Below are 23775 nucleotides of genomic sequence, written 5' to 3'. Positions count from 1 at the left end.
TTTTTTCGATAACTTATAGTGTTTGATGAGTGCAGAAAAATTCAATAATAAGTTCCTATCCTTTAACACAAACAATGGGTATAAGCTTAGCGACTTTTTTTGTTAATCCCGATGCCTGGGCCGAATCAACAACAAAATCAACATTTTTGTACGCCCCAGGAGCTTCCTCTGCGACACCACGATAAGAACTACTGCGAATTAGAATGCCTTGTTGTGCTAATCGCTCAATGATTTCACTACCCCGCCATTGTTTGGTTGCTTGATGTCGACTCATCGCCCGTCCTGCACCATGACAAGCAGACCCGAACGATTTATGTTCAGCACTTGCTGTTCCAACAAGAACATAAGATGAAGTTCCCATACTGCCACCAATAATCACCGGTTGGCCTACATGGCTAAAGGCCTCGGTTAATTGGGGGTGTTGCGGACCAAAAGCTCGCGTTGCTCCTTTGCGATGAACAAATAAACGCATCATTTTACCCCCTACCTCATGCATTTCTTCCTTACAGGTGTTATGCGATACATCATAGATGAGTTTTATTTTCGTTCCTGGCATCTCATTCTGAAAAACCTCACGCATAAAATGAGTAATAATTTCACGATTTGCCAGAGCACAATTAATTGCTGAGCGCATCGCGCCTAAATAACGCTCACCCATTGGTGAACGAATTGGCGCGCAGGCTAATTCCCGATCAATGAGTTGAATACCATGTTGTTGTGCATTAATTAACATGGAACGCAGAAAATCAGTTCCAATTTGATGGCCTAAGCCCCGAGAACCACAATGGATACTTACTACCACGTCTCCTTTGGCTAAACCAAATGCGGCAGCTGTTTTTTCACAATATATGGTACGTACCTCTTGAATTTCTAAATAATGATTTCCTGAGCCTAAAGTACCCATTTCACTTTTTTGTCTCTTTTTGGCATGTTCTGAAACATGTTCGGGTAACGCCCCTTCTACTCGACCATTATCTTCAATTCGTTCCAAATCTTCACGTTCACCATATCCTTGCTTGACAGCCCAAACAGCGCCCCCACGCAGCATATCATCCATTTGCTTCATCGTTAGATTAATACGACTTTTGCTACCTACACCTGCAGGAATATGGGCAAAAAGCGCATCGGCCAGTTGCTCCTTGTAAGGTTCAAATTCTTCGCGTTTAAGACCTGTAGATAAAAGTCTTACGCCACAAGAAATATCAAAACCAACACCACCAGCAGAGACCACGCCGTCATTATCTGGATCAAATGCTGCAACACCCCCAATTGGGAATCCATACCCCCAATGGGCATCAGGCATCGCATAAGAGCCACGAACAATGCCTGGTAAAGTCGCTACATTGGTAACTTGTTCATAGACTTTCATATCCATATTGCGGATCAACTCTTCTGAAGCAAAAATAATCCCAGGCACACGCATGTTCCCATGTTTGGGAATTCGCCACTCAACATCACTTATTTTTTCTAACAGATTTAAGTCCATTAGCTTCCCACCTTAATTCCTAAGGGCCTATTGAAAATGAATTTAAGTTTTACACATCAACTACACATTGTGCGACCCAAGAATTATTGCTGTGATACACTTTTAATTCGGTGAACGTAGCACCTTTGACTTCTACTGCAGGTTGATGCCGTTTGATATCTACTGACTCTCCTGCAATTATAGCAGTTAACTGCAAATCCCTAATGGAGACATCGAACTGACTAAAGAGCATATTATGAACTGCCATTTTATAAATAATGGCATTTAACCAGTCGACGAATAAAATCTCCTCGCTTGGAGCCTCACACGTTATATGCAAGGTCTTGGCAGGTTGGACCAATTGTGCGTTAGTAATCACGTTGGTCAGAGCTAAAGCCCCCATGGCAAAAGCGGAGGATAAAGTAGAACCGTAGCCTCTCACCCCTATATCTGATTCGTGAGAGAAATGCTCCCATGTTTTTTGCGCACTCATTAGAATCCCGTTCTTATTTGCTTGAGAATGACCTGAATTAGCGAACCCTAGTTCAGGAGAAAGATACTTTAACCTTTGAAATAATGATGATCCAAATCCAAAATTTCTACCGAAAACATGATATTTAATTTATTTTCTTCTGTTTTAAAAAAATCTTCTAACAAATCAAAAAGCTTTTTAGCAATGTTTTTCTTCTTCGCATCATCTCTTCCCGGAAGTATTTTCAGAGTTAAATGTACAAATGCATTTTCTGCACTTTGATCGCCAATAAAAAACAAGGGATGCATAATACATCTGCCCCTACAATTTGATAATTGAGTAGGGAGTTTTTCTGCAAGCATATGGTGTAATTTATCAAATAACTGATTTAAAGGCCGAGACTTAATATTATTGCTTAATTCTAAAATCAAATGAGGCATAATAATCAAACTTAAAAAATTAGCATTGTAAATCATAACGTGGTTGGAGGAGATGTTGCAAAGTAAATCACCCTCACTAGCCTAACGCTTTGCATATACCCCAATAGATAGAATAACCATTCCCATCCCTATAGATTGTCCAGAGGTCAAACGCTCACCAAGCAGCATCCAGGCAATAAGTACTGTAGCCAAGGGCATCACCGCCGTAGATAAGGAAGCCATTACTCCATCTACTTTTTGACAACCAAAATTCCAAAAAACATAAAACAAACCCGAACTTAAACCTAAAATGATCAAAATAAGCCAATCTACAGGATGAATGGTTAAATCGACCCACGAACTAAAACTCAAACAAAACAATAATAAAACGGCATTGATTGCATTCAGCAATGAAGAAATTAAAAAGACTGGCAACGTATTCGCATGCATTTTACTTAAAATATAATAGGTTGCTTCAGGCAAAAGAGAAATTAAAACAAGTGCATCCCCTTTAAAAGAATGATTCACTCGCATCCCAGCAAGCTTATCACATGCAATCACAATTAATCCCAGTGTGGCAAACCCTACACAAATGGCTTTCTTACCAGAAATTTTCTCACCAAGAATAATCCAGGACATAATCGCAATTATCGCAGGCAACGCACTGGTAATAATACCTGCCACATTTGCATCCGTAGCATTTAATCCCCATAGAATAAGGAAATTAAACAATACCCCTGCAGAGACTGCCTGCGCCGCAATAAAACACCAATCTTTGCGTGTCAAACGCGAAAAATAATAACCAACCGGTTTAGTTTTAGCTGCTGTAAACCAGTGCAAAGGAAATAAAATGATCGCCGCCAAAGTAAAGCGAAGTGTTAATATAACTAAGACTGGAATTGAAGAGAGGACGTACTTGGAAAAAACAATATTTACCCCTACCATAATTTGAGCCAAGATAAGGAAAAACATACCCTGTAAAAAAGAAGCACTGGATTTATTCATAATAAATTACTTCATTGAAGGACACATGAAACGAATTCATAGCTTATCAATTTTGAACTTAATTTGAATTATCCATTTCACGCATTTTATGTGCTGATAACGCCTTTATTCTCCATTGTGACGGAGAATCACCAAATACGTTACTGAATCGTCGACTAAACGCAGACACATTTTCATAACCTACGGCTAAAGCTATGGCCTCAATAGAACAATCTTTAGAGGACAGTAATTTCTGAGCATGGTGTAATTTTTTAAATCGCCAATACTCTCCCATACTACATCCTAGAGCAAGTTTAAATCGGCGTTGCAATTGGCTTACGCTTAGATAGCAGTATTGTGCCACGTTACTTACATCAACTGGATTGGCGAAATTTAAATCAATCCAGTTTTTTGCCTTAATCGCAACGTGATCCAACTCAGGAGAGCACGATTTAGTGGCAAAATGAATTAGTAGTTGATTAATTAAAGAATCAGCAAAAATATCCCCTTCATGATCTGCCAAATAATGATGGGTAAAATATATGAGTTTTTTAATGTTCGCAGTTAAATCAAAAGCATGCGATCCGCGTTCTTCGAGCAGATGGTTTTGGGTAGGCACATCAATCACTAAAAAAAGATTTTCCCTACTCCCAGCAAAACAATGCCGTTCATTAGGCGCAATAAATACGCCAACATGATTATCCACAACCCCAGAATAATAACCAGCTTCTAACTCCATAGAGCCAGAAAGAGGAAGAACCCATTGTGCAAAATCATGGGAATGACTACAACTTTCAGTATGATAGGAACGAAGCTCCATACGATTGGTAATCAATTTAACTACTCACTAAAACAGTTTCAAATTAAAACGACCTATTATATCAGGAAATGAAATATAGTGTCCCAAAGATACACGTCATCTGACCTATTTATACTTAAACATGAGCGTATTCTCGCTTTAAAAAGCCTTTACAGTTGAGCAAGTTCACCACATAATGGTCAAATATTTGTTTTACTCATATTAACCCATTCGTCTCAATCCTATTTTTTGGAGTCTGCTGTGCAAGGTAAAAATGATTTAGCCAATCAATCCCTATTCTCTTTAGAAGAGCTCTTTGAGGAAACTGTAGAGATACACCATGTGGGTTCTACAGCAACTTCGGCCATGAAGATATTAATGTTACGCAACCAACAAAGTTATCTCAATGAGATCAATAGATTAGCCACTATATGCGCGCAGTTAATAAAACAAGGTTCTACAGTTGCCCCTTTAGTACAGACGATGAAATCCAGTATGACTGCCGGTTATCAAGATGCATTGAATAAGGTAACCAGTGAAATTGGTCTAGGACAATTTCAATTGAACCGCACCAATCCACAAACAGTTGCTGGACAAAATTTGGAAAAACGCATTAGATCCATGAGACGCTATAAAGATGAAATGTCACTCACAGACATTATGGAAGCAGTGATCACCGATACCCTGGTTCAAGCAAGTGCAAAATTTGGCGCCGATCTTGGTGATTTTGACTTTTTGAGCTGTAGCTCGCCAGTTGTTATATTATAATTTTTAATCATCGTAGCGGCATTCACAACCACGTCATCCTGAGGACTTTGCGACGAAGGATCTCCTGATTTTGACTCATATCGATCTTCTGGAGATCCCTGCTTTACCCAGGTATAACTAATGATTAATATTTGGTTACTACAATTTCATTACTAATACATCGGTAGGATGAGAATATAATTGATTCTCTGCAATAACTTCGGTCTGGGAATTTTCCTTGGCAATCCCATAAAATCGATTTAATGAAGGTTTTAAAGTATCCAGCATGATAAATTCTGCTTTCTGTGCTTTTGCTATTTCTTGCGCCGCCTCAATTATCTGCTTACCCAATCCTAATCCGCGATAGGGTTTGTCCACATAAACATACATTAACTCACTCACAGCAGGCGCTTTAAATTTCTTGTTATTAAACTCCGCCGCCATTTCTTTAGGAAAAATAGCAAAGAGCGCGACAGGTTCACCACCCAAGGTTCCTACATATACATAATCCTTCAAGCCATTAAGAACCGTCTGGCGAAATGCAACCCCTTTATTGCGAATATATCCCCACTCACCTTCTATCCAAGTTGCAGCTAGAGACAAATGCTCCATACATTCTGATAACGGAGTAAACTTCAATTTATGGTTAAATAACGCCGTGCTAAAAAGTATCATATTACATCCCCATACTTATTTATTTTATCTTGCTCTCTATGGAAGATCTTATCATTAATTGAGTAATCCCGTAATCCGCTTTGCTCCTTACGGGCTATGCTTGCTATAATCTCATAAGATATACTGATTAAGAACTGGAGTCTTTTGCCTCATGTCTCTCTGGAAAAAATTTAAAGAGTTTTATAATGCTTCAGCGGAAAATAGAATAGGATTTTATAACTTTCTTGCCTTTCTCGTTATCCCTATTCTAGGCATGACAATTTTGTACGTTTTAGTTCGTTTTTTTTGGATAAAATCCTGAGTAACTGCAGTAGTTAAGGCAGGGCCCCTAGGCCTCCTCAACTGTTTACAGTTTAAATTTGATGGCTCAAACAACCTAAGTTATTGTCACCTAAGTCCTTATATTGTCATTCCCGCGCAAGCGGGGATGACATAATTACCTTGATGATAATACCTAGGCTCCTATAGCCTTACTATAGGACCATTATAAAACTATTTGGCTTGTTCAACTTTTATATCGTGAGAACCTGTTCTAGATTCTGTTTTTTTAGGTAAATCAACCCAAAGCATTCCTTTTTTAAAGGTTGCCTTCGCTTTAGCCAAATCAACAGTTGAAGGTAAAGAAATAGAGCGCTCATATCGTCCAAAACTAATTTCTCGGGAAATATATTTTTTACCTTCATTTTTTTTCGAACTGGATTTTTCGCCACTAATAGTGAGCACGTTGTCAGATATAGCTACTTTAATATCTTTTTCATCCATACCAGGCATTTCTAATTGAACACAAAAATGCTCTTTATCTTCAACAATGTCCATTGAAGGAGCAAGATCCATTTTTTCAAATTTTCCCCAATTAAATCGAGATGGAGAAAAAAAATCATTAAAATCGCTAAATAATCTATCCACTTCATTTTGAAGACTTAAAAACGGATTTTGTGGGCGATTAATTTGAACGGAAGATCCTTTACTGGACGAACCTTTACTTGGGGTTCCTTTCTTAAATTGTGTCACTTTGCTCATGATGCACCTCCATATAATCTATGCTATTTATAAAATTTTGGTACATATAGTAGTTTTGTCAAATGAATGTATAGAGCAAAAACAGCGAGGAATTGCGCTCAATTCGTCTCCACCCAACGAGGAGGATTTCGATATTGCAGCCAGAGTAATAGAAAAGCGAGAGCAGGCATTAGAATATCAGTCCAAAATACAGTACCCGCATTACCTGGTTCGAAATTATGGGCAGTAAACATTTGAGAAAGATGCACAGCTGCAGCCCCCCATAAGAATACGGCAGGAGCTATAATCGTTGCAGCACGAAACGCTATGTTGCTTCTAAAGCTAATTATCCCATTGATAGCAATTCCCAAGCTTACAAACCCCAACTCCATTTGAAATGGGCTTTGTGGCCAGCCAATAAACTGTGCGGTAAAATCGCCAAAGAACACATGCATGATAAAGTTAAATATAAAGGACAGACCAATATTAAACAGCAAAAACCAGGAAAATATAATTTCAATAATTTTGACTTTATCCATAGGCCTGGATTGGATCAACCATCCTGCGAGCGAGAATAACAAACCTAAAATAAAAAAAGTCACTGTAGGATTGCGCGCTGCCAAAATAATCAGATTGGTCATAGTACCTTCCATAGATAAGATATTGTATTTAAATATAAATTACCTAAAAAAAACTGCAAACACAATTCAGGCTAAAAAGGACCTGGAACTTTTACTAGTGAAACTCATTTGTTCTTTTTATGGCGTTGATGAAACACATAATACAAACCCGGCAAAACCAGTAGTGTTAAAAAAGTAGAAGAAATAATTCCGCCAATGACTACGGTTGCTAAAGGTCTTTGTACTTCTGAACCGGTGCCCGTTGCCAAAGCAATAGGTACAAACCCCAAGGAGGCAACCAGTGCGGTCATTAATACGGACCTAAGTCTTGCCAAAGAACCCTCCAATACTGCATCCTTTAAATAGTACTTTTTCTGCTCCCGCAACTTATTGATAAAAGTAATCATCACAAGACCATTTAAAACAGCCACCCAGATAAAGCAATAAACCCCACCCCGGCAGAAATAGATAAGGGAATCCCTCGTATACATAGTGCAAATACGCCCCCAGTGAGCGCAAGAGGAATACCTGAAAAAACTAAGAGTGCATCACGAACATTTCCAAAACTCATGAATAATAATAAAAAGATACCTAATAAGGTAACGGGGTACCACAAGCTCTAAGCGTTGTGATGCAGATTGCAATTGCTCAAACTGCCCTCCCCAAGTAATCCAATAGCCACTGGCATCCCTTACCTTTAATTATTCCATTCCATAATACTGTTTCAGTGTAACCTGATTTACTCTGGTTTTATACCATTTAATTGCTATAACTGATTCAATAAACACAAACTTTTTAGATCATTGCATTTTATTAGGATTTGAATGAAAGGAATATCGATACCTAGATAATCTAAGAAACAAAAATTGGCTAAGTACCATAAGCTATTATTAGTATTATGAACAATAAAACGAATACCAATCCAGGATACTGGTATGCCATTCTTTCTGCCGTATTATTTGGCGCCGCGACACCAGCGGCTAAATTTTTATTAGATAAAATTCATCCATTGTTGTTAGCGGGATTACTCTATCTCGGGTCTGCTATTGGGTTATTCTTTATATTTTTTATTCAATCCTGCTTATCAAAATCAGCAACAAAAGAGGCATCGCTGAAATATAGTGATGTACCTTGGCTTTGTAGCGCTGTATTCCTTGGGGGTATTCTTGGCCCGATTTTTTTGATGATCGGCTTAATGAGACTTCCTGCTGCATCGGCCTCATTGCTATTAAATCTTGAATCGGTATTTACCGCCTTAATTGCATGGTTTGCTTTTAAAGAGCACGTTGACCGCAAAATCGCTTTAGGTATGCTGTCGATTGTTGTTGGAAGTTTCATGTTGTCCTGGAAAGGGAATTTAAATTATCAAAGCTTTTCAGGTCCGTTACTGATCGCTGCTGCCTGTTTGTGTTGGGCAATGGATAATAACTTTACACGAAAAATTTCTGCGGCAAATCCTCTGCAAATCGCAATAATTAAATGCCTTGTTGCAGGATTGACTAATACGTCTATTGCTCTGATCTATGGAGCCATTCTTCCTGCATCGGTGTTTGTATTCTTTGCAGGAATAGTGGGTTTTCTAGGTTATGGGTTAAGTTTATTATTCTTCATCCTAGGCTTACGTTACATAGGTACTGCGCGAACAGGGGCTTATTTTTCCCTGGCACCGTTCGTTGGAGCAGTATTTGCAATTCTCTTTCTAAACGAAGCAGTAAGCATTCAGCTTATTCTTGCGTCTCTCTTTATGGGATATGGTATTTGGTTACACGTTTCAGAGTTTCACGCTCATGGACATCAACATGAAGAAATGGAGCATGAACATCGTCATGTTCACGATGAACATCACCAACATGAACATCAACCTACCGATCCACCCGGCGTACCTCATACTCATTGGCATAAACATAAGCCTTTATATCATTCCCATCCTCATTTTCCAGATATTCATCATAGGCACAAACACTAAAAAGACCCTCTTTTCAAACCTGTTATCGCTCATATCCAACCGTTGCCATGGATCTCACTAGGGGTTATCCAGAATAAACTATAAAGATCACATCGATTACTATGATCGTTCTTTGTGTAAGAAATGATTAAGAACTAGGTTTTCCCAACACATCGAAACAAGATAATCAAGCTATCTTGATTTAATGTATATTTGTTGGGAGTTAAAATGAAAATACCAATTCAAAAAAATTCACAAATGAAAGAGCTTTTAAACCTGATCCACGATTTAAATCAACCATTAACAGCAATTAAAGCCTATCTTGGCGGTTGTGAACTCAGACTACAAAAAAATGACCTACATCCAAAACAAATGCTCGGGGTCTTGCAAAAAATTAATGAACATACTGAGTTATTAAAAAGTAAAATTGAATTCATGAAAGAGCTTTCAACGCAAGAACGATTATTGGAAGACTCTATTGATCTTCAAAATATTATCACAGAGATTATTTCTCTTTATTCCTATGAAATAGAACAACACAATATAAAATTAACCCTGAACTTCCAAAAAAATTTTTCCGATTTCCATATCAATCAATTTCAGGTCAAACAGGTTTTATTTCGTTTATTGAAACAATGTATTAATACCATAGAAAAAAATAAGATTCCTGAAGCAAAATTAGAGATTCAAACTCATAAAGAAAAAAATGCAGCGAAAATTATAATAAAAAGTAATTTTTTAATAAGAGAAGAAGATGTTGAAAGCGAACTAATTTATTGTCGTACCTTACTTAATAAAGATAATGATAACCTACTTGCTGAATTGTTTATGGATGCAAGTTGTTTTCAATTAATTCTCACTAAGGGTAATGGATATGCCTTCTAAAAATGTAACTGTTTTTATTGTTGATGATGATCCTGAGATATGCCAATCATTTCAATGGTTATTTGAATCGATTAATCTTTCAGTTCAAACTTTTAAAAATGCTAAGGATTTTCTTGATAATTATACGAATCAACCCGGGTGTTTAATCATCGATGTGCGAATGCCAATAATGAGCGGTTTAGAATTATTGGAGCATTTGAACTCATTAAATGCTCCACTTCCAGTGATTGTAATCACGGGTTATGGTGATATTTCAATGGCAATACGGGCTATGAAAGCAGGAGCTGAAGACTTCATTCTAAAACCGGTCAACCATCAGAGTTTATTGGAAACAACGCAAAAATGTCTTAAAAAAATTAAAAGCAGTACCATTCCATCGCAGTCTAATTTTCACGATCGCATAAATAGTTTAACCAAACGTGAAAAAGAGGTTATGGATTTAGTTGTTGAAGGCAAATTAAATAAACAGATTGCTTATGAACTTAATATATCTATATCAACAGTCGAAGTCCATCGTGCGAATGTTATGAGAAAAATGGAATCAAAGTCTTTAGCTGAGCTTATAAAAATTAACCTGATGTATGCTAGAATCATCGATTCGCCTACATAAAACATAGCTCAATTGATTTTTTTTTGCACTCCTATAAGTGAGGAACTAAGTTATATGTCAATTGCAGTAGAATATAATTTACTTCAAACCTAATTTATTAAAGGTATTGCTGCGGCAACACATTTTTTTAACTTTACTACTATAATCCATGCAATTAGAAAAAAAAGAGCAATTCATTTTATTGGTTGAAGACAACTGCGCGGTCCAAGAAGCTTTAGTTTGGGCTTTAGAATATGCAGGATACATAACTATGACTGTTCAAAATGGTGAAGAAGCATTAAATCTGCTTGATAAGGATCCTCTGCCGATGGCTATTTTTTTAGATCTTATGATGCCTGTTCTCGATGGCTTTGAATTTCGAGAGAAAAAAAAGATATCTCCGCGGCTAAAAAATATCCCAACAATTATAACCTCCGCTAAAACTAATTTGGAACAAATGGAAAAAATGCCGTATGAAACTTTTTTACCCAAACCTTTTGAACTTAATGATTTATTTCATGCCCTAAAAAAAATCTTGTAATTCAAAGATTTTACTCTTTGTGCGCATATGCGACTTGTTCCATTTTTTATAGACATCGAAATAAGTCGCCATATTTAGTTTATAGAGTAGGTAGGAACGGAAAAATTTTAAATCAAACAATTAAGCACGTTATTTAATAAGTTACAAAATTGCTTTTCAATTTAAAAATATAACATTGATAAGAAAAAAAATATTATGTAATTCATTCGATGAGCTAAGGTTTACCCTATATTTGAATCAGCAAATTTGAAATATAGTGGATCATCTTAGGAGGAGCACAGATTGTATAAAAGTTATGCTATTTTAATCGGTTGTTCTGCTGGCGGGATCCAAGCTTTACAAAGCTTAATTGCTCCTTTCCCTGCTGAATTTCCTGCAGCAATACTTATAGTAATGCATGTTCATTCGATTTGTCGATTAGATCAAATAATAAGTCGTTATTCTAAAATTCCTGTAAATAAAAATCGAGAAAGAATTTCAAATTACTAAAGAAATGGAAGGTCACATCATTAGTACGCCTCCATTTCCCGCCCTGGTTTTAGATAAACAGTTTAAGATCCTTTTAGCTAATGAGCACTTTAAAAAACAAATTTAATGAACATAAAGAAAACATCCTGGCCCAAAATATTTTCAAATCAAAATTAAAGTTAGATAAAGATAAATTGAAACATTTTTTAGAGGAATTTAGCACCAAACAAATTACCTACTATGAAGGGATGCTAGGGATTGATAATGATTCTCTTGCAAAATAGCAATTCAAAAATTATTGGATTATGTATTAGTTCTTTTTAAAATGGGTAAATAGATAAATAGATAGATATCGGTGGAATTCAAATTCATTTGAATTCCCTTACTAGCTTAGGATTTTTAAGAACGCGTGTTCTAGGAAATAGAAGAATTTTTTAATCCGACTTTAAAGGAAACTATAATGGATTCAACGGTTATTGAAGAGTCGTCGTCCCAAATTCAAAAAGAAATTAAACACTTACAAGACCGCCTGCTATTCAAAAGAAATAAGTTAAATGAAAAAGAACAAGAAATAAGCTCCCTCCATACAGAAATAGATGAATTAAAAAATCAATTTATGGAATTTTATGATTTCAATTCCTCAGCTTTTTTTACTATCGATGAGAACTTTCTTATTCATGCTGTAAATTTTCAAGGCGCTCTTTTACTCGAATACACCCGTAAGCAATTAATAAATCAGAATATCTTAAATTTTATTAATCCTTTTCACGAAAATACATTAAAAAAATGTGTCCAAAGCCTAATCAAAAAAAATGTGAAACAAGTTTGTGAAGTAGAATTATTACAAAAAGGAGGGAACCGAAGATATATCAATATCGAATGTTTCTTTACCAAAGATAAGTTAATTCTTTTGCTTCTTAGAGATATAACATATATACGTCAATTAGAGTCACAGCAAGTTCAATTAAATCAATCAATTGAGACCATTACCAATTTATTGCAAAATGTTTCGGACTCTATAGCTACTTTAAACAGTGAATTTAATTTTAAAGTAGTCACCCCATCTTTTATTAACTATTTTTCTAAAATTTTTGCCCTAAGAATCGAACGGGGAATGAATTTCTTAACGCTTATTTCTGCTTTCACAGAATATAAACAGCAGTTTACTCAAGCGTGCCATCAAGCGCTTTTAGGAATAGGAACCAGTATTTTAATTGAAAACCCTTGTGGGATACCTGAAGCTAATTTTTGTTTTGAAATAAATTTTAATCCCATCCACAACCACACTACCCAAAATACTGAAATTATTTTGCTAATTAAAGATTTAACCGAGTTTTATTTACAAAAAAAATTAAAAATGAAGGAACAAGCAAAATTAGTGGACTCTATTCGATTAAATACGATGGAGGGAATGGCATCGGCCTTAGCACATGAAATGAATCAACCTCTGACGGCGATTTTTTTATACAGTCAAACATGTCTTTTGCAAATAAAAAAACTTGTTGAAGAAAATCAATTAGATCCTAATTTATTATCCTTAATGAATAAAATTATTACACAAGCAAAACATGCTGGTGAGATAATGAAACGATTGAAAAGTTTTATTTATCAAGATGTGTATTTACTCGAGTTAACCGATTTGAATTCACTAATTAAAGACACAATCATTTTTTTAGATTATGAACTAACTAATTCAAAATTAAAAATCAATTTAGAATTGGACCAAGATCTGCCTCAGATAAATATGGATAAAATTCAAATAATGCAAATCATTATTAACTTAACTCGAAACAGTATTGAAGCAATGCAAGAAATTCCAAATCATACCCCAGAACTCACCATTCAAACCAAAAATGAAGAAGAGCATGTTGAAGTTCATTTTCGTGATAATGGTAAAGGGGTAATTCCGGAACACATAGGTAAAATTTTCAACTCCTACTTTACCACAAAAAAACAAGGAACCGGTTTGGGTCTTAATATTTGCAAGAATCTCATAGAAGCCCATGAAGGAAAACTTTCGATACGAAATCATAATGGAACAGGGGCCTGGTTTGTTTTTACTTTACCCAAGTAGCTTTCTTGTTGTGTAAATGGGATGCCGTTATTGCCTCATAATGATACACTGTCAACTTTAAATCATCACAACGGATTTAATTCGACATTTATTGATTAATATAGGATCTTAAATATGATAACAGCATTAGCAAAAAACATTACGTTGGCGAGTCTTCTTACCGGAATTTATATCAACGCATATGCACATACTCATCATGAAACAAGTTCTATAGGAAAGCCTGTGGCGGCAACAAAAAAAACCAAAATCATAAAGGTAACGGCTTCAGATGATATGCGCTTTACGTTTTCAGAAAAACCTGAACCTCGTGAGGGTGAGATTATCACATTTGAAGTGACAAATACGGGAAAAGTCGCCCATGAGTTTTCCATAGGGGATGAAGAGGAACAAAAAGAACACCAGAAAATGATGCGTGCCATGCCAGGAATGGTTCATGAAGATGGAAATACAATTACCATTAACCCAGGCGAAACCAAAAAACTGACTTGGAAGTTTCAATCTAGCTCAAAACATGAAGTGGTTTTTTCTTGCAATATCCCAGGTCATTTTGAAGCAGGGATGTATATGAAAACAAACGTTGCAAAAATTTAAGATAAACTACTAACCATAAAATTGCATCTCCTGAGGAGTGGGACTTCGGTCACGTTGACCCTTGCTCATTTCTACATCAAGCCCCCTTCTCACAATTTGCAACGCATACCTGTTTTCCTTAATTTTATAAGTACGATCAATGATGTTAAAAATAGTAGATAGAACTTAAAATGGCAACAATTGCTGCTTAAGAAATTCAATAACACTTTATTCCGGAAAATGAATACGCTAGAATGATTTTCAATCGATTTTTATTTGATAATCAAACAGACTTACTGATGTGCCAGTATAGTATCAATGTTTCATAATAGCTTAGTTGCGCTGTATCTTGATTAATACATCGAAGTAACCTAAAGAATGGAGTCATTATGGATAGTAAAAATAAAGAAACGTTTGAAGAAATAGACAATCAAATCGATGGAATCGTGGTTTATCTTTTGAAAAAATACGCAATGAAAAACGAATTCTCAGCAAAAGTTGATGCTGATTTGCCAGAAGAAATTGAAGCATAAGCGCAAGTTCAGTGATAATACATGTATTTTGTTTCAATTTAACAAAAATTAATGTGGATTTTACAAGAAGCTCCGCGGACGATGGCCCGCGGAATTTCAATGGTGGGTTTTTCATTAACTTATCTAATTTTACAACGTTTAGCCTATCAAGAAAAAAATAAAGGTGCCATAGATAAACTAAACCACTTGCACTTCCTCCGCTAAAAGACCTTTCTGTCCTTTACCTTGTTTAAAGACAACCGCATCACCTTCTTGAAGTGTTTTAAAACCATCTCCTTGAATGGAACTAAAATGTACAAAAAACTCCTGATCATTGCTTTGAATAAATCCAAAACCTTTGCGTTCATTAAACCACTTTACTGTTCCTTTTATTTTTTCTGACATTTCATATTCCTTTATTATTAGCAGTTCAAAGCAATGGTTTTTTATTGAAAAAATACTTAATGAAAACTAGTTTTAAGTCCGTTTAAATGACTATGAATCCAGGATAATTCATTTTAAATTCTAGGTATTTTTTATACAATGGCGGTTTTACTTAAAAGAATTAAGGTAAATGGGCAGTTCCGCTAATATTTTTAAAAATTAACAGTAGGATTTATTATCCTCCTACTAAAAGTTTTTCACAGTTACTTGTGGTTGTACAGTCATCGAAACTACATATTCTGCTTCTAATTGGATGTGATATTCTAAACCAGCATGCAATAAAGCCAGATTATTTTGGGCATCTTCACACATTAACTCTCTTAGCTCCGGATTACTTACGATTGCAGTTGCTCTTTCTCGTGCCAAATCTAATGGTGATTTCATAAAAAAAGCATTTGGATCGATGCTGGTACCGTCACCATACTCTTGATTGAACACTTCCTCTCTCGCCATAAAGAAATTTAACGGAATAAAAATTGGTTTACCATTAAAGTCATAAAGTTGCCGATCATCAGCACGTGTACAATAATAAGGAATTGAAGCAGAGGCCGCTTCGTTTAATAGCTCTTGGTTATAATTATTCTCACCAGCATAGATAACTGCCTTAGGTAAAGGCATTACTGGCAAATATCTTGATATCTTATCTTCACATTTTTCTTCCCTATCTCCCTTATCTTTTTTTTGAGATTGAATTTTCTCATACTGACTTAAATCATCTTGATAGGTCTGTAAACCTACTTTTAACTTCTTCTCAGCATATTCCTTAAATGATTCATAAGAAAAGTTTTGGCTACAATATTCAATATTTTGTCTTCCAAAATCTTGGGTTGCAAAAGGAATAACACGTATACACATCTCTCTCACTTTGTCTTGATCAAACCATTTTAAAAAATCATTATCTTCGGTAATAACATTTAAACCATGCCGATAACCGGCCATAAAAGATTCTTGATTTACAGCATAGGAAGTTAATTGTTGTGTATCCGCATCATAATAATACGCACGATTTTTTGCCGTAAACTCGCGCGCTCCTTCAACTTTATTATTAATATCACTATGATAATAATAGGTCTCGCAGTTCATTGAAAATGGAGAGATTGCTCCTGTTAAAGGGCCTTGTAGTGGCTGAAAAAGAAAAGAACAACCCGAAAATGTCGGAGTTACAAGCGGATTAAAAATACACTCTGCATCAATAATGGTGGGTTTTTTTCGAGAAATAATCAAATTTTCATGATGAAAATCAGAGCCAGAAACAGACTGAACTAATAGAACAGTCATTCCCATGATGTATGAAAATTGTTGAGCTTCCTTTTCTGTCCTCAAAATACAAGAAGAATTCTCATCTTGAGCAGCTAAAGATAATGCTTCGCTAAACTTAGCCCGCCCTACTTTTGTTGCCATATCATGGTCCAAATGCGATTGTGAGGGTAAAAATTCAATATAACCATAGTGCTGAGTAACAGATTTTGAGGCGGGATCGTCAGTTCTTGGTAAGATTAAATAAGTTGGGATAGTTTCTAATGCACGCCTATTAAATATTTCTGCTAAACTCTCATGTCCTTCATAACTTGCATCTAATTTTTTTAGACTGTTCACATCACCGACGAGCATAGCATCGGCTTGAACAGAGGTTGGCTTATAAACAATTTTAAGTTCTTTTTCATCCTTGTCTCTAAATGTCAAAAAATAAACTTGTTGGCCTTGCTTATGCATATCGCTACCGCTTGGTGTAATACCAACTAGTTTTGGCTCGTTCATCGTACTTAAAAAACCTTTTTCTAGTACTGGGAAATCATGTTCAATACGTTGAAGCATTTTCTCGATATTTCGTATCGCATCTTGCTGAATTTGACGAAGCGATTGTTCCATTTGAGGATAATGAGCAAAATATTCAGCAAAATCTTTGCGCTGTGCATAATATTTTTTAAGTTCATCTCTCAAAAAGGCATCAAAATACGCATTTTCCTCGTTTTCTGTCATTGGTTTTTTTTCCGTCCGACGATTTAATGCGATTTCCCTCATGAGTTTGTTTATCGTTTTATAATCAGCATCTACAGGAATTCCATATTCTTGTTCCCGATATTGTTTTAAGTCATGTTCAATAAACGATACTATGTGTTGATCCATCACTCCTGCCAAATGTTCAAGGATCACACTTAAAGACTTTTTATCTATATTAAATATTTTTGATTGAGGTTCAAAGAATTGCAGCGTATATGACTTTAAAGTTTTTTCATTTTTAACAAAATAGTTCTCGAGTTGATGAACTAAATCTCTTAACAATACAGCATATGCACTAACGTGCCTCGCATCCGGTGAAATAGCCTCTATTTCATCTAATTTTTTCGATTCAAATAACACTCGGGCTCTCATGATGACCTCTATCAGCACATCCTTATTATATTATAGACATGCAGGTCACAGTATTGAGCCCCACTGAGTCCTTGAAAATCCGCTTCACCTTGGTTAATAGATATCTCTTGTTAAAGATTAAACAAGAGATGTATGAGTTATATATTCATTGGGAGCTATATCATATTTTTCTCGGTTTTGCTTTAAATATTCCTTTAAACTATCTGGAATTTTATCATCCAGATGATTGTCATACAGAAATGTAACTAGCTTTGTAGGGCTATTTTCATCAAAAGAAACGTGTCCTTTTTCAGTAACTTCACCTAGTTGTTGAGCAAGCTTGCTGTTTTTACCAAATCTTTCAGTTGCAATAATCTTATCATGCACTAAACGTGCCGCTTGTAACCTAATAAATTCATTACAATCTGGGTGTTGAGATATGGAATTTAAAAAATCAATTTCTTGAACTCTATCGCTCTGTCTCAATACATTTATCTTAATCCAACGCCAAAATGATTTATGTTCATCATGATATGCTTGTTCGTATACCTTTTTTACATGGGGAATCACTTCTTCAAGCCGTACCTCTTCTCCTTCCTCAATATCTCTTAATTGATGATCGGCTATAGCTAACGCGACCTCCTCTAATGTGTTTTTATATGAAGTGATATTGCCTGCAAGTGTTTTATGTTCTTTTTCTAAGTTTACCATTGATATTGATTGGTTGTGTATGCCCAGGTGGCACTCACTAAAAACTTTTAAAGCGGCATAGTACTGCATTGTTGATTTTTCAAATTCCTCCTTTTTTTCTTTAAAACCTCCTTCTTTTATTGATTTTGCAGCATCCTTTTTTTCTTTAAAACCTCCTTCTCTTATTGATTTTGCAGCATCCTCAAATTTTTTCTTGGCTAGCTCAAACTCTATTATAAGCTCTGCATATTGATCCCCTCTTTTTTCCCGATTATCTCCCTTTATAATCTCATCCTTTAGTTTGTTCATGACAGATGAGAAGGATGATTCAAAAAATCGCGAGGCTCCCTTTGGCAGTTGCATTTTTATAAGAGCATCATCTAATTGTTCAATTTCATGTTTAGAAAGAGCCATTTATTTTCTCCTCTTTGCTTGGAGTACCACTAAAAGCTAATACTTACTCACTCAACGAATAGAAATATAAAAAACATACCTCTTAATTTTCTAATTATAAGCCATTTTTTGTTCTTTCATAAAACACTATGAGCGTATAATTGACCTAGCAAGGAAGCTTCTTACACTCATTCACTTTTTATCATTATAAAATACGATTGATTAAGAACTGATTAACGAATATTTAGTTTGTTAAGAAAAACGAAAACATTAAGCATCTTTCCCATATTTGAACAAAAATATAGTTTGAATAAGAAAGCGGTACTGCGGTCAACTCTTTGACCTCATTTTTTTATAACCCAAATGATTATCAACATTAATAAAGCCACTGGGGTAATAAAAAGCATCATTAATGGCCAAAGATTCGAACCCAGGAAGAGCGCAAAAACAGTATAAGCAAGCAAAGGAAGGCTAATTAATAAAGGAATGCAAGCATACGTTCTCCTTCTACCAGACCATGTCCATAACAATCTTATCTGTAAAATCCAGTATATGGGTATCGAAAAAAAAAGTAATTGTACAAAGAGAATATCCCAAGTTGAAAGAGATTCTGTGGGTCTCACACTGGCTTGCTGTTGCTGATTCAGCTCATTGACCCAAGGAGCCTTGGGATTCGATAAAGTACTGTTATCCTCCTGCCAGACTGCTGAAAGTGAAATGGATTGGGTTTCCAAAGGCTGCCAATTGGCATTATAAACCGTGACCATTACGGAATCGATTTTTGCCCCCTTAGTATAAGATACCCAAGCAATAGCTTGCCCCTCACCTACAGAGTAGGCTTGGGAGGGATTCATATGAATATTATCCTTTATCTCCTTTCCAAGATATGTTCCTATAGCCTGGAAACGTAATGGCTGCTCACTTTGATAATGAATAAGAACATACAGCGCTTCGTCTTGATGTAATACTGCAGGTGATGCCGGACTTGTCTCACTCAGTTCTACATTCAAAGCCCTCGCTATGGTGGTATATGATAACAATAGTCCGATAAAAACAATTAGAACCAATTTACTTCGAGATACTCTAGAACGAACGAATGATTCATTGCTAGAGTAAAATGCTCTACTAAAGGAACGATTCCGTGTCATGGTATACCTTGGATCAAGTAGATAATTACAGATTAGTATGACAAAACCTATCGGTCAAACCGGAACTGTCCTGTTCGCTCAGACAGCAAATTGTTTAAAAGAATGTTGAGAAAGGTGAAATAAAATCCCGTATTATGTTTTGTAATACGGGATTTTTGTAATTAGTGTCGTGCTTTTTCTTTTGCTTGACCGAATAGCCAATCAAAACTAACTTCAAGCTCATCAGCAATTTTATGCATAGAGGGAGCATCTAGAGCAACCACACCATATAACAGCGCTTCTATTTTATATTTAGGTAATTCAAATAATTTAGAACATACTTGAACTCGTTCTGTCATTAAGGCTGGAACACCTAGTTCATCAAGCTCATAGTTCAAACGTTCAGTGAGTTTTTTGTTTGACATGTTAATCTCCTCTTGCCTTTTCATCAGTGTAAAACAATTAAGCTTAAGGATTGATTAACAAATAATTTTTTTATAAAAAAATTGGGTCATTCAATGGAATCTATTTAACTCCCTACTTGCCGCGCTTTATGCGAGGTATCCAAAAGATGTTATTGCAGCACAGAAGGTTCTGATTAGGATAGACCGTTGTTCTGGATACCGCGCATAAAGCACGGTATGTGGGGGTTTAAGATTTCGCGTGGATCGCTTAGGGACAAACCGCGGGGCGTAGGAAATGAATGAAGAGGATACCTCCGACTTTTTCATGGCTAAGAGAAATTAAATAACACCAAGCCATTATTGTCTTCTCCATTACTTATAGCGCAAAACCAATCGACAACTAATTTTTGCTTATGCAGAATTGGGTCGAAGAAATCCACGTGCAGTGTCGCGGTATTATCATCAAAAACACTTAAGCGACCAGAAAGCGTTAAGAACTCCCCTGAAGAACTCTCTATCAAAATTTTCATGGACGTAGTGACAGTATCGAAAGTGCGATCTTCAATCTTTACTTTGCCATGAAAAAACTGAGTAAAATTAAAGCGAGTTGTAGCTCCTTCTAATTTTCTTCTTATTTGATCCTGAAGTGCGGAGCCTGTCACTTCACAGTCATCAAAATGAATAATTGCGCGGACATCATTACCACTCTCAACCGCTGCCACTAATTGAAGAAAACTAGTGATATTGTTAGTAGGCGTAAGTGGGGTGATGTTCGTTTGCGCATTGGACTGACTTAAGGAAAGCAGCAGTACAATTCCAACCACAATTGATTGCCAAATTCTCATTATATCCTCCGTGATACTTTACTTATTTGGAGTTTTTCCTCATATAGAGAGAAATAACTCCATCATTTATTTTGCCATTCAAACAGGAGACTTTAGATACATTAAGTGTAGTTCCATGTTCCATTTTGTCCATATTTTCTTATTTTTATAAAGTTGCTTTCATTTACAGATTATGATTTGATTTGGTAAAGGAATTAACTAATTAGTAAAATGATATACGCTCTCTTCGTGCTTATCTTAATCTTTCTACTAATTCTGGTGCACAAGCATTTCATAGCATTTAATCGAGTACTCCCAACTTTATCCTCTTATACATCCCAAGGTAATACTTTAGAACACGAAGATTTGTTGACTCTTTTTGATAAATTTAATTATGAACACGATGACGGTGTGTGCCATGGTTTTACCTTAACCTGGGCTCAAGAAGCAGCATTGGGTTTTGACTATCAATTTTATAATCGCCTAAATCTGATTAAACGAGAAAAGCAGACCTTACCCAATAGCCTATACGCCATCACTGAAAAAATAAAATTAAGTCAAACTCTATCTGAAAAAGAACAAAAACGGAATGAAATAAGGCCTTTTTTGGAGGCCATATGCCTGGCTCAGTCCCCTAATGATTACTATGAGTTCTATGCTCAGGCACTCCAACAATCGAATATCGATGCAATCTACAAAATGATCCAACTTCATCTCTGCAGAACTAAAAATACAGTTAAAAACTTATTTGGCAAAACAATGAGTTTTGCATCTCCTCGAGATGTAACCCAATTTTTATATCAGCTCAACGAACTCCTCTTCACTAAAAATGATGTCGTAATAGTCTGTAGTAGCGAAGAACACACTGTAGGTTTTAAAAAGTATAAAAACAATGAATGGTTATTCATGGATATCAACCACTTATATGAACAAAGTGAGGATTATCCTTATCAACTTTTAACAAGTGAAGAACTTTGTCCCGTATTATATCAATCTCTTTTTGAGACCAGTAAACAATTAGTATTTCATTGTTCCTTTATTGCCAAACCTGGCCAACGAAATTTAACCCAGCAAATAAAGTCTCTTGATGCGTTGTACCCCATCAATTTAAGGAACGCTCAAATCAGCAATTGTCGCGGTTATGGTGCACTGGCCATTGGAGTTCAAAATGATGACAGGAACACGGTTTCGAAAATACTGAGATTACATAATACATTTCCTGTAATTAGCCAATCTGAATTAAAACATGCATTCTTTTATGCTGCGGCCTGCAATCGCTCGCATATTATGAATCAACTAAAAAATATTCCAAAAATTGATATCAACAGTCCTTGTGATAATGGGAGCTCGCCTCTTGGTGTTTCCTGCGAGTATGGAAATGAAAGCGTGGTTCAACTGTTGCTTCGGGATAGTAATATTAAGGTGAATATCAAGGACTCCGAAGAAATGACACCATTAATGCTGGCATGTCAATCATCATACACACAAAAAAATCCTGCATTATTTAAGTTGCTTTTAGACGCTGGAGCCGAAATCGAGCTCACAAACCTCAACGGAGAAACCGCTTACGAGATCGCAAAGAATCACAATAATCAGGCGGCATTGAGTGTGATGACCCCTTATAGTTCAAAAACTCATCACCTCACTCCTGATGCCTCCTATGCGCGATCCGTTGCAACACGTCTCCAATCAACGCGGATGCTTTCCTCTTTAAAACATACTTTTTTTGATACCCAAGACTCGGCGCCGACTGCAGAAGAGGCATTACGTACTGCTGGGAATTCAAACGTTAGATAAGGTGCAAAATACTCTTAAATCATGGTATTCGAATGTTCTTCTTGTCATGATTCAGTAAATTACTATACTTATTTTATTTATTAGTTCTTAAGGATATAAGCTAATGCAAAAAATAACACCCTGTCTCTGGTTTGATAACCAAGCTGAAGAAGCGGCTAATTTTTACATTTCTATTTTTAAGAATGGGAATATTGAAAAAACTTCTTATTATGGAAAAGAAGGCTTTGAAATCCACAAAAGACCTGCCGGCAGTGTTATGACGGTAATTTTTAATCTCAATGGCCAAAAATATATGGCACTTAATGGCGGTCCTCACTTTAAATTCAATGAAGCCATTTCATTCATCGTGAATTGTGATACTCAAGAAGAAATCGATTACTTCTGGAAAAATCTTTCTAAAGGTGGTGAAGAAGGACCTTGTGGTTGGCTCAAAGACAAGTTCGGTGTTTCCTGGCAAGTGACTCCAACAGTTTTGGATCAATTAATGCAAAATCCTGCCACATCAGGAAAAGTAATGAATGCTTTATTGAAAATGAATAAACTGGATATAGCAAGTCTTAAAGCAGCTGCTGACCAATGACTAAAGTAGTCATAATCTCTATCTATGAGTCCGTAGATCCCGAGGACAAGCCGCTGGACGTTGAAGTTGAATATATTTTGTTTAAAACATTAGGCTCTAGCCCAGGACTACCAACATTTTGCAACTGTAAACACATTGCCAATTGTGCTATTTGTCTAGAAATTAAAAATTATTCAATATTTTTAGTAAGTTACTGTACTTATTCAATAATCAAAATTAAATTGAACAGAACTCTTTTAATTCTCCAAGAAATGTGGCATCTATTCATCTTGCATATTCAAGATGATATCAACACTGATAAATTATTTGACGTTTATGCAAGTTAAAAAATAGGGCTCCAACCTAGATACGTCGAGCCAATTTATATTCATTTTTTAAGCGAAAATAGACACAGGAGAAG

26 protein-coding genes and 1 pseudogene are annotated in these 23775 nt (G+C 35.8%); 12 read left to right on the top strand and 15 right to left on the bottom strand.

Annotation, left to right across the window (positions count from 1 at the left end):
* Positions 1–55: 55 nt before the first annotated feature.
* The 5 genes from ACWTEW_RS03860 to ACWTEW_RS03840 all read right to left on the bottom strand — a co-directional run bounded on the left by ACWTEW_RS03860 (position 56) and on the right by ACWTEW_RS03840 (position 4160).
* Positions 56–1486, bottom strand: a complete 1431-nt coding sequence (locus ACWTEW_RS03860) for an RtcB family protein (RefSeq protein ID WP_454780443.1) — start codon at positions 1484–1486, stop codon at positions 56–58.
* A 49-nt stretch (positions 1487–1535) separates the two neighbouring features.
* Entirely contained in the window at positions 1536–1958 is a 423-nt protein-coding gene (locus ACWTEW_RS03855) for an archease (RefSeq protein WP_454780442.1), read from the bottom strand.
* 68 nt (positions 1959–2026) lie between these two features.
* Positions 2027–2377 carry a 5-carboxymethyl-2-hydroxymuconate Delta-isomerase gene (locus ACWTEW_RS03850; protein WP_454780441.1) on the bottom strand — a complete coding sequence of 117 codons (351 nt, stop codon included), beginning with the start codon at positions 2375–2377 and terminating at the stop codon, positions 2027–2029.
* 81 nt (positions 2378–2458) lie between these two features.
* The gene (locus ACWTEW_RS03845; RefSeq protein ID WP_454780440.1) at positions 2459–3361 is read right to left on the bottom strand and encodes a DMT family transporter; all 903 of its coding nucleotides are present in this window, start codon (positions 3359–3361) and stop codon (positions 2459–2461) included.
* A gap of 58 nt (positions 3362–3419) precedes the next feature.
* A complete protein-coding gene (locus ACWTEW_RS03840; protein WP_454780727.1) occupies positions 3420–4160 on the bottom strand; it encodes a helix-turn-helix domain-containing protein in 741 nt (246 codons plus the stop codon).
* 240 nt (positions 4161–4400) lie between these two features.
* Between ACWTEW_RS03840 and ACWTEW_RS03835 the strand changes: the two genes are divergently transcribed.
* Entirely contained in the window at positions 4401–4907 is a 507-nt protein-coding gene (locus ACWTEW_RS03835) for a hypothetical protein (protein ID WP_454780439.1), read from the top strand.
* A 138-nt stretch (positions 4908–5045) separates the two neighbouring features.
* On the opposite strand, the gene ACWTEW_RS03830 is transcribed toward ACWTEW_RS03835, so the two are convergent.
* From ACWTEW_RS03830 to ACWTEW_RS03815, 4 genes and pseudogenes are all read right to left on the bottom strand, one after another.
* Positions 5046–5561 (bottom strand): GNAT family N-acetyltransferase, encoded by a 516-nt coding sequence (locus ACWTEW_RS03830; protein ID WP_454780438.1) that lies wholly within the window; start codon positions 5559–5561, stop codon positions 5046–5048.
* A gap of 492 nt (positions 5562–6053) precedes the next feature.
* Positions 6054–6581, bottom strand: a complete 528-nt coding sequence (locus ACWTEW_RS03825; RefSeq protein WP_454780437.1) for an Hsp20/alpha crystallin family protein — start codon at positions 6579–6581, stop codon at positions 6054–6056.
* Between the two features lie 98 nt (positions 6582–6679).
* Positions 6680–7201: a DUF6790 family protein gene (locus tag ACWTEW_RS03820; RefSeq protein ID WP_454780436.1), complete on the bottom strand. Its 522-nt coding sequence runs from the start codon at positions 7199–7201 to the stop codon at positions 6680–6682.
* A 104-nt stretch (positions 7202–7305) separates the two neighbouring features.
* Positions 7306–7751: pseudogene (locus ACWTEW_RS03815) on the bottom strand (efflux RND transporter permease subunit).
* 327 nt (positions 7752–8078) lie between these two features.
* Here ACWTEW_RS03815 and ACWTEW_RS03810 point away from each other — a divergent pair.
* The 9 genes from ACWTEW_RS03810 (at position 8079) to ACWTEW_RS03770 (ending at position 14785) form a co-directional block, all read left to right on the top strand.
* Positions 8079–9146: a DMT family transporter gene (locus tag ACWTEW_RS03810; protein ID WP_454780435.1), complete on the top strand. Its 1068-nt coding sequence runs from the start codon at positions 8079–8081 to the stop codon at positions 9144–9146.
* Positions 9147–9353: 207 nt separating this feature from the next.
* Positions 9354–10010 (top strand): sensor histidine kinase, encoded by a 657-nt coding sequence (locus ACWTEW_RS03805; protein WP_454780434.1) that lies wholly within the window; start codon positions 9354–9356, stop codon positions 10008–10010.
* Complete coding sequence (locus ACWTEW_RS03800) at positions 10000–10620, top strand: response regulator transcription factor (RefSeq protein WP_454780433.1); 621 nt, start codon at positions 10000–10002, stop codon at positions 10618–10620. The genes ACWTEW_RS03805 and ACWTEW_RS03800 overlap by 11 nt, the downstream gene beginning before the upstream one ends.
* Positions 10621–10768: 148 nt before the next feature.
* Entirely contained in the window at positions 10769–11140 is a 372-nt protein-coding gene (locus tag ACWTEW_RS03795; RefSeq protein WP_454780432.1) for a response regulator, read from the top strand.
* 282 nt (positions 11141–11422) lie between these two features.
* Positions 11423–11629 carry a chemotaxis protein CheB gene (locus tag ACWTEW_RS03790; RefSeq protein ID WP_454780431.1) on the top strand — a complete coding sequence of 69 codons (207 nt, stop codon included), beginning with the start codon at positions 11423–11425 and terminating at the stop codon, positions 11627–11629.
* An 80-nt stretch (positions 11630–11709) separates the two neighbouring features.
* On the top strand, positions 11710–11892 hold the full coding sequence (locus tag ACWTEW_RS03785; protein ID WP_454780430.1) for a hypothetical protein: 183 nt from the start codon (positions 11710–11712) through the stop codon (positions 11890–11892).
* A gap of 176 nt (positions 11893–12068) precedes the next feature.
* Positions 12069–13682, top strand: a complete 1614-nt coding sequence (locus tag ACWTEW_RS03780) for a PAS domain-containing sensor histidine kinase (protein ID WP_454780429.1) — start codon at positions 12069–12071, stop codon at positions 13680–13682.
* Positions 13683–13796: 114 nt separating this feature from the next.
* Complete coding sequence (locus ACWTEW_RS03775) at positions 13797–14273, top strand: cupredoxin domain-containing protein (RefSeq protein WP_454780428.1); 477 nt, start codon at positions 13797–13799, stop codon at positions 14271–14273.
* A gap of 368 nt (positions 14274–14641) precedes the next feature.
* Complete coding sequence (locus ACWTEW_RS03770; RefSeq protein WP_454780427.1) at positions 14642–14785, top strand: hypothetical protein; 144 nt, start codon at positions 14642–14644, stop codon at positions 14783–14785.
* Positions 14786–14962: 177 nt separating this feature from the next.
* On the opposite strand, the gene ACWTEW_RS03765 is transcribed toward ACWTEW_RS03770, so the two are convergent.
* The 6 genes from ACWTEW_RS03765 to ACWTEW_RS03740 all read right to left on the bottom strand — a co-directional run bounded on the left by ACWTEW_RS03765 (position 14963) and on the right by ACWTEW_RS03740 (position 21019).
* Positions 14963–15169 (bottom strand): cold-shock protein, encoded by a 207-nt coding sequence (locus tag ACWTEW_RS03765; protein ID WP_454780426.1) that lies wholly within the window; start codon positions 15167–15169, stop codon positions 14963–14965.
* Between the two features lie 225 nt (positions 15170–15394).
* Positions 15395–17581 carry a DUF4135 domain-containing protein gene (locus tag ACWTEW_RS03760; RefSeq protein WP_454780425.1) on the bottom strand — a complete coding sequence of 729 codons (2187 nt, stop codon included), beginning with the start codon at positions 17579–17581 and terminating at the stop codon, positions 15395–15397.
* 117 nt (positions 17582–17698) lie between these two features.
* On the bottom strand, positions 17699–18664 hold the full coding sequence (locus ACWTEW_RS03755) for a hypothetical protein (RefSeq protein WP_454780424.1): 966 nt from the start codon (positions 18662–18664) through the stop codon (positions 17699–17701).
* Between the two features lie 323 nt (positions 18665–18987).
* On the bottom strand, positions 18988–19791 hold the full coding sequence (locus ACWTEW_RS03750; RefSeq protein WP_454780423.1) for a hypothetical protein: 804 nt from the start codon (positions 19789–19791) through the stop codon (positions 18988–18990).
* Between the two features lie 161 nt (positions 19792–19952).
* Positions 19953–20195, bottom strand: coding sequence for a hypothetical protein (locus ACWTEW_RS03745; RefSeq protein ID WP_454780422.1), 243 nt, complete (start codon positions 20193–20195; stop codon positions 19953–19955).
* Between the two features lie 308 nt (positions 20196–20503).
* On the bottom strand, positions 20504–21019 hold the full coding sequence (locus ACWTEW_RS03740) for a hypothetical protein (protein ID WP_454780421.1): 516 nt from the start codon (positions 21017–21019) through the stop codon (positions 20504–20506).
* A gap of 210 nt (positions 21020–21229) precedes the next feature.
* Between ACWTEW_RS03740 and ankG the strand changes: the two genes are divergently transcribed.
* Positions 21230–22795: a Dot/Icm T4SS effector AnkG/AnkZ/LegA7 gene (gene ankG / locus ACWTEW_RS03735; protein WP_454780420.1), complete on the top strand. Its 1566-nt coding sequence runs from the start codon at positions 21230–21232 to the stop codon at positions 22793–22795.
* Between the two features lie 103 nt (positions 22796–22898).
* A complete protein-coding gene (locus ACWTEW_RS03730) occupies positions 22899–23375 on the top strand; it encodes a VOC family protein (RefSeq protein WP_454780419.1) in 477 nt (158 codons plus the stop codon).
* Positions 23376–23775 lie beyond the last annotated feature (400 nt).

The sequence above is a fragment of the Legionella stuttgartensis genome, from assembly GCF_977063405.2.
This window is presented reverse-complemented; position numbering and strand designations above follow the sequence as displayed.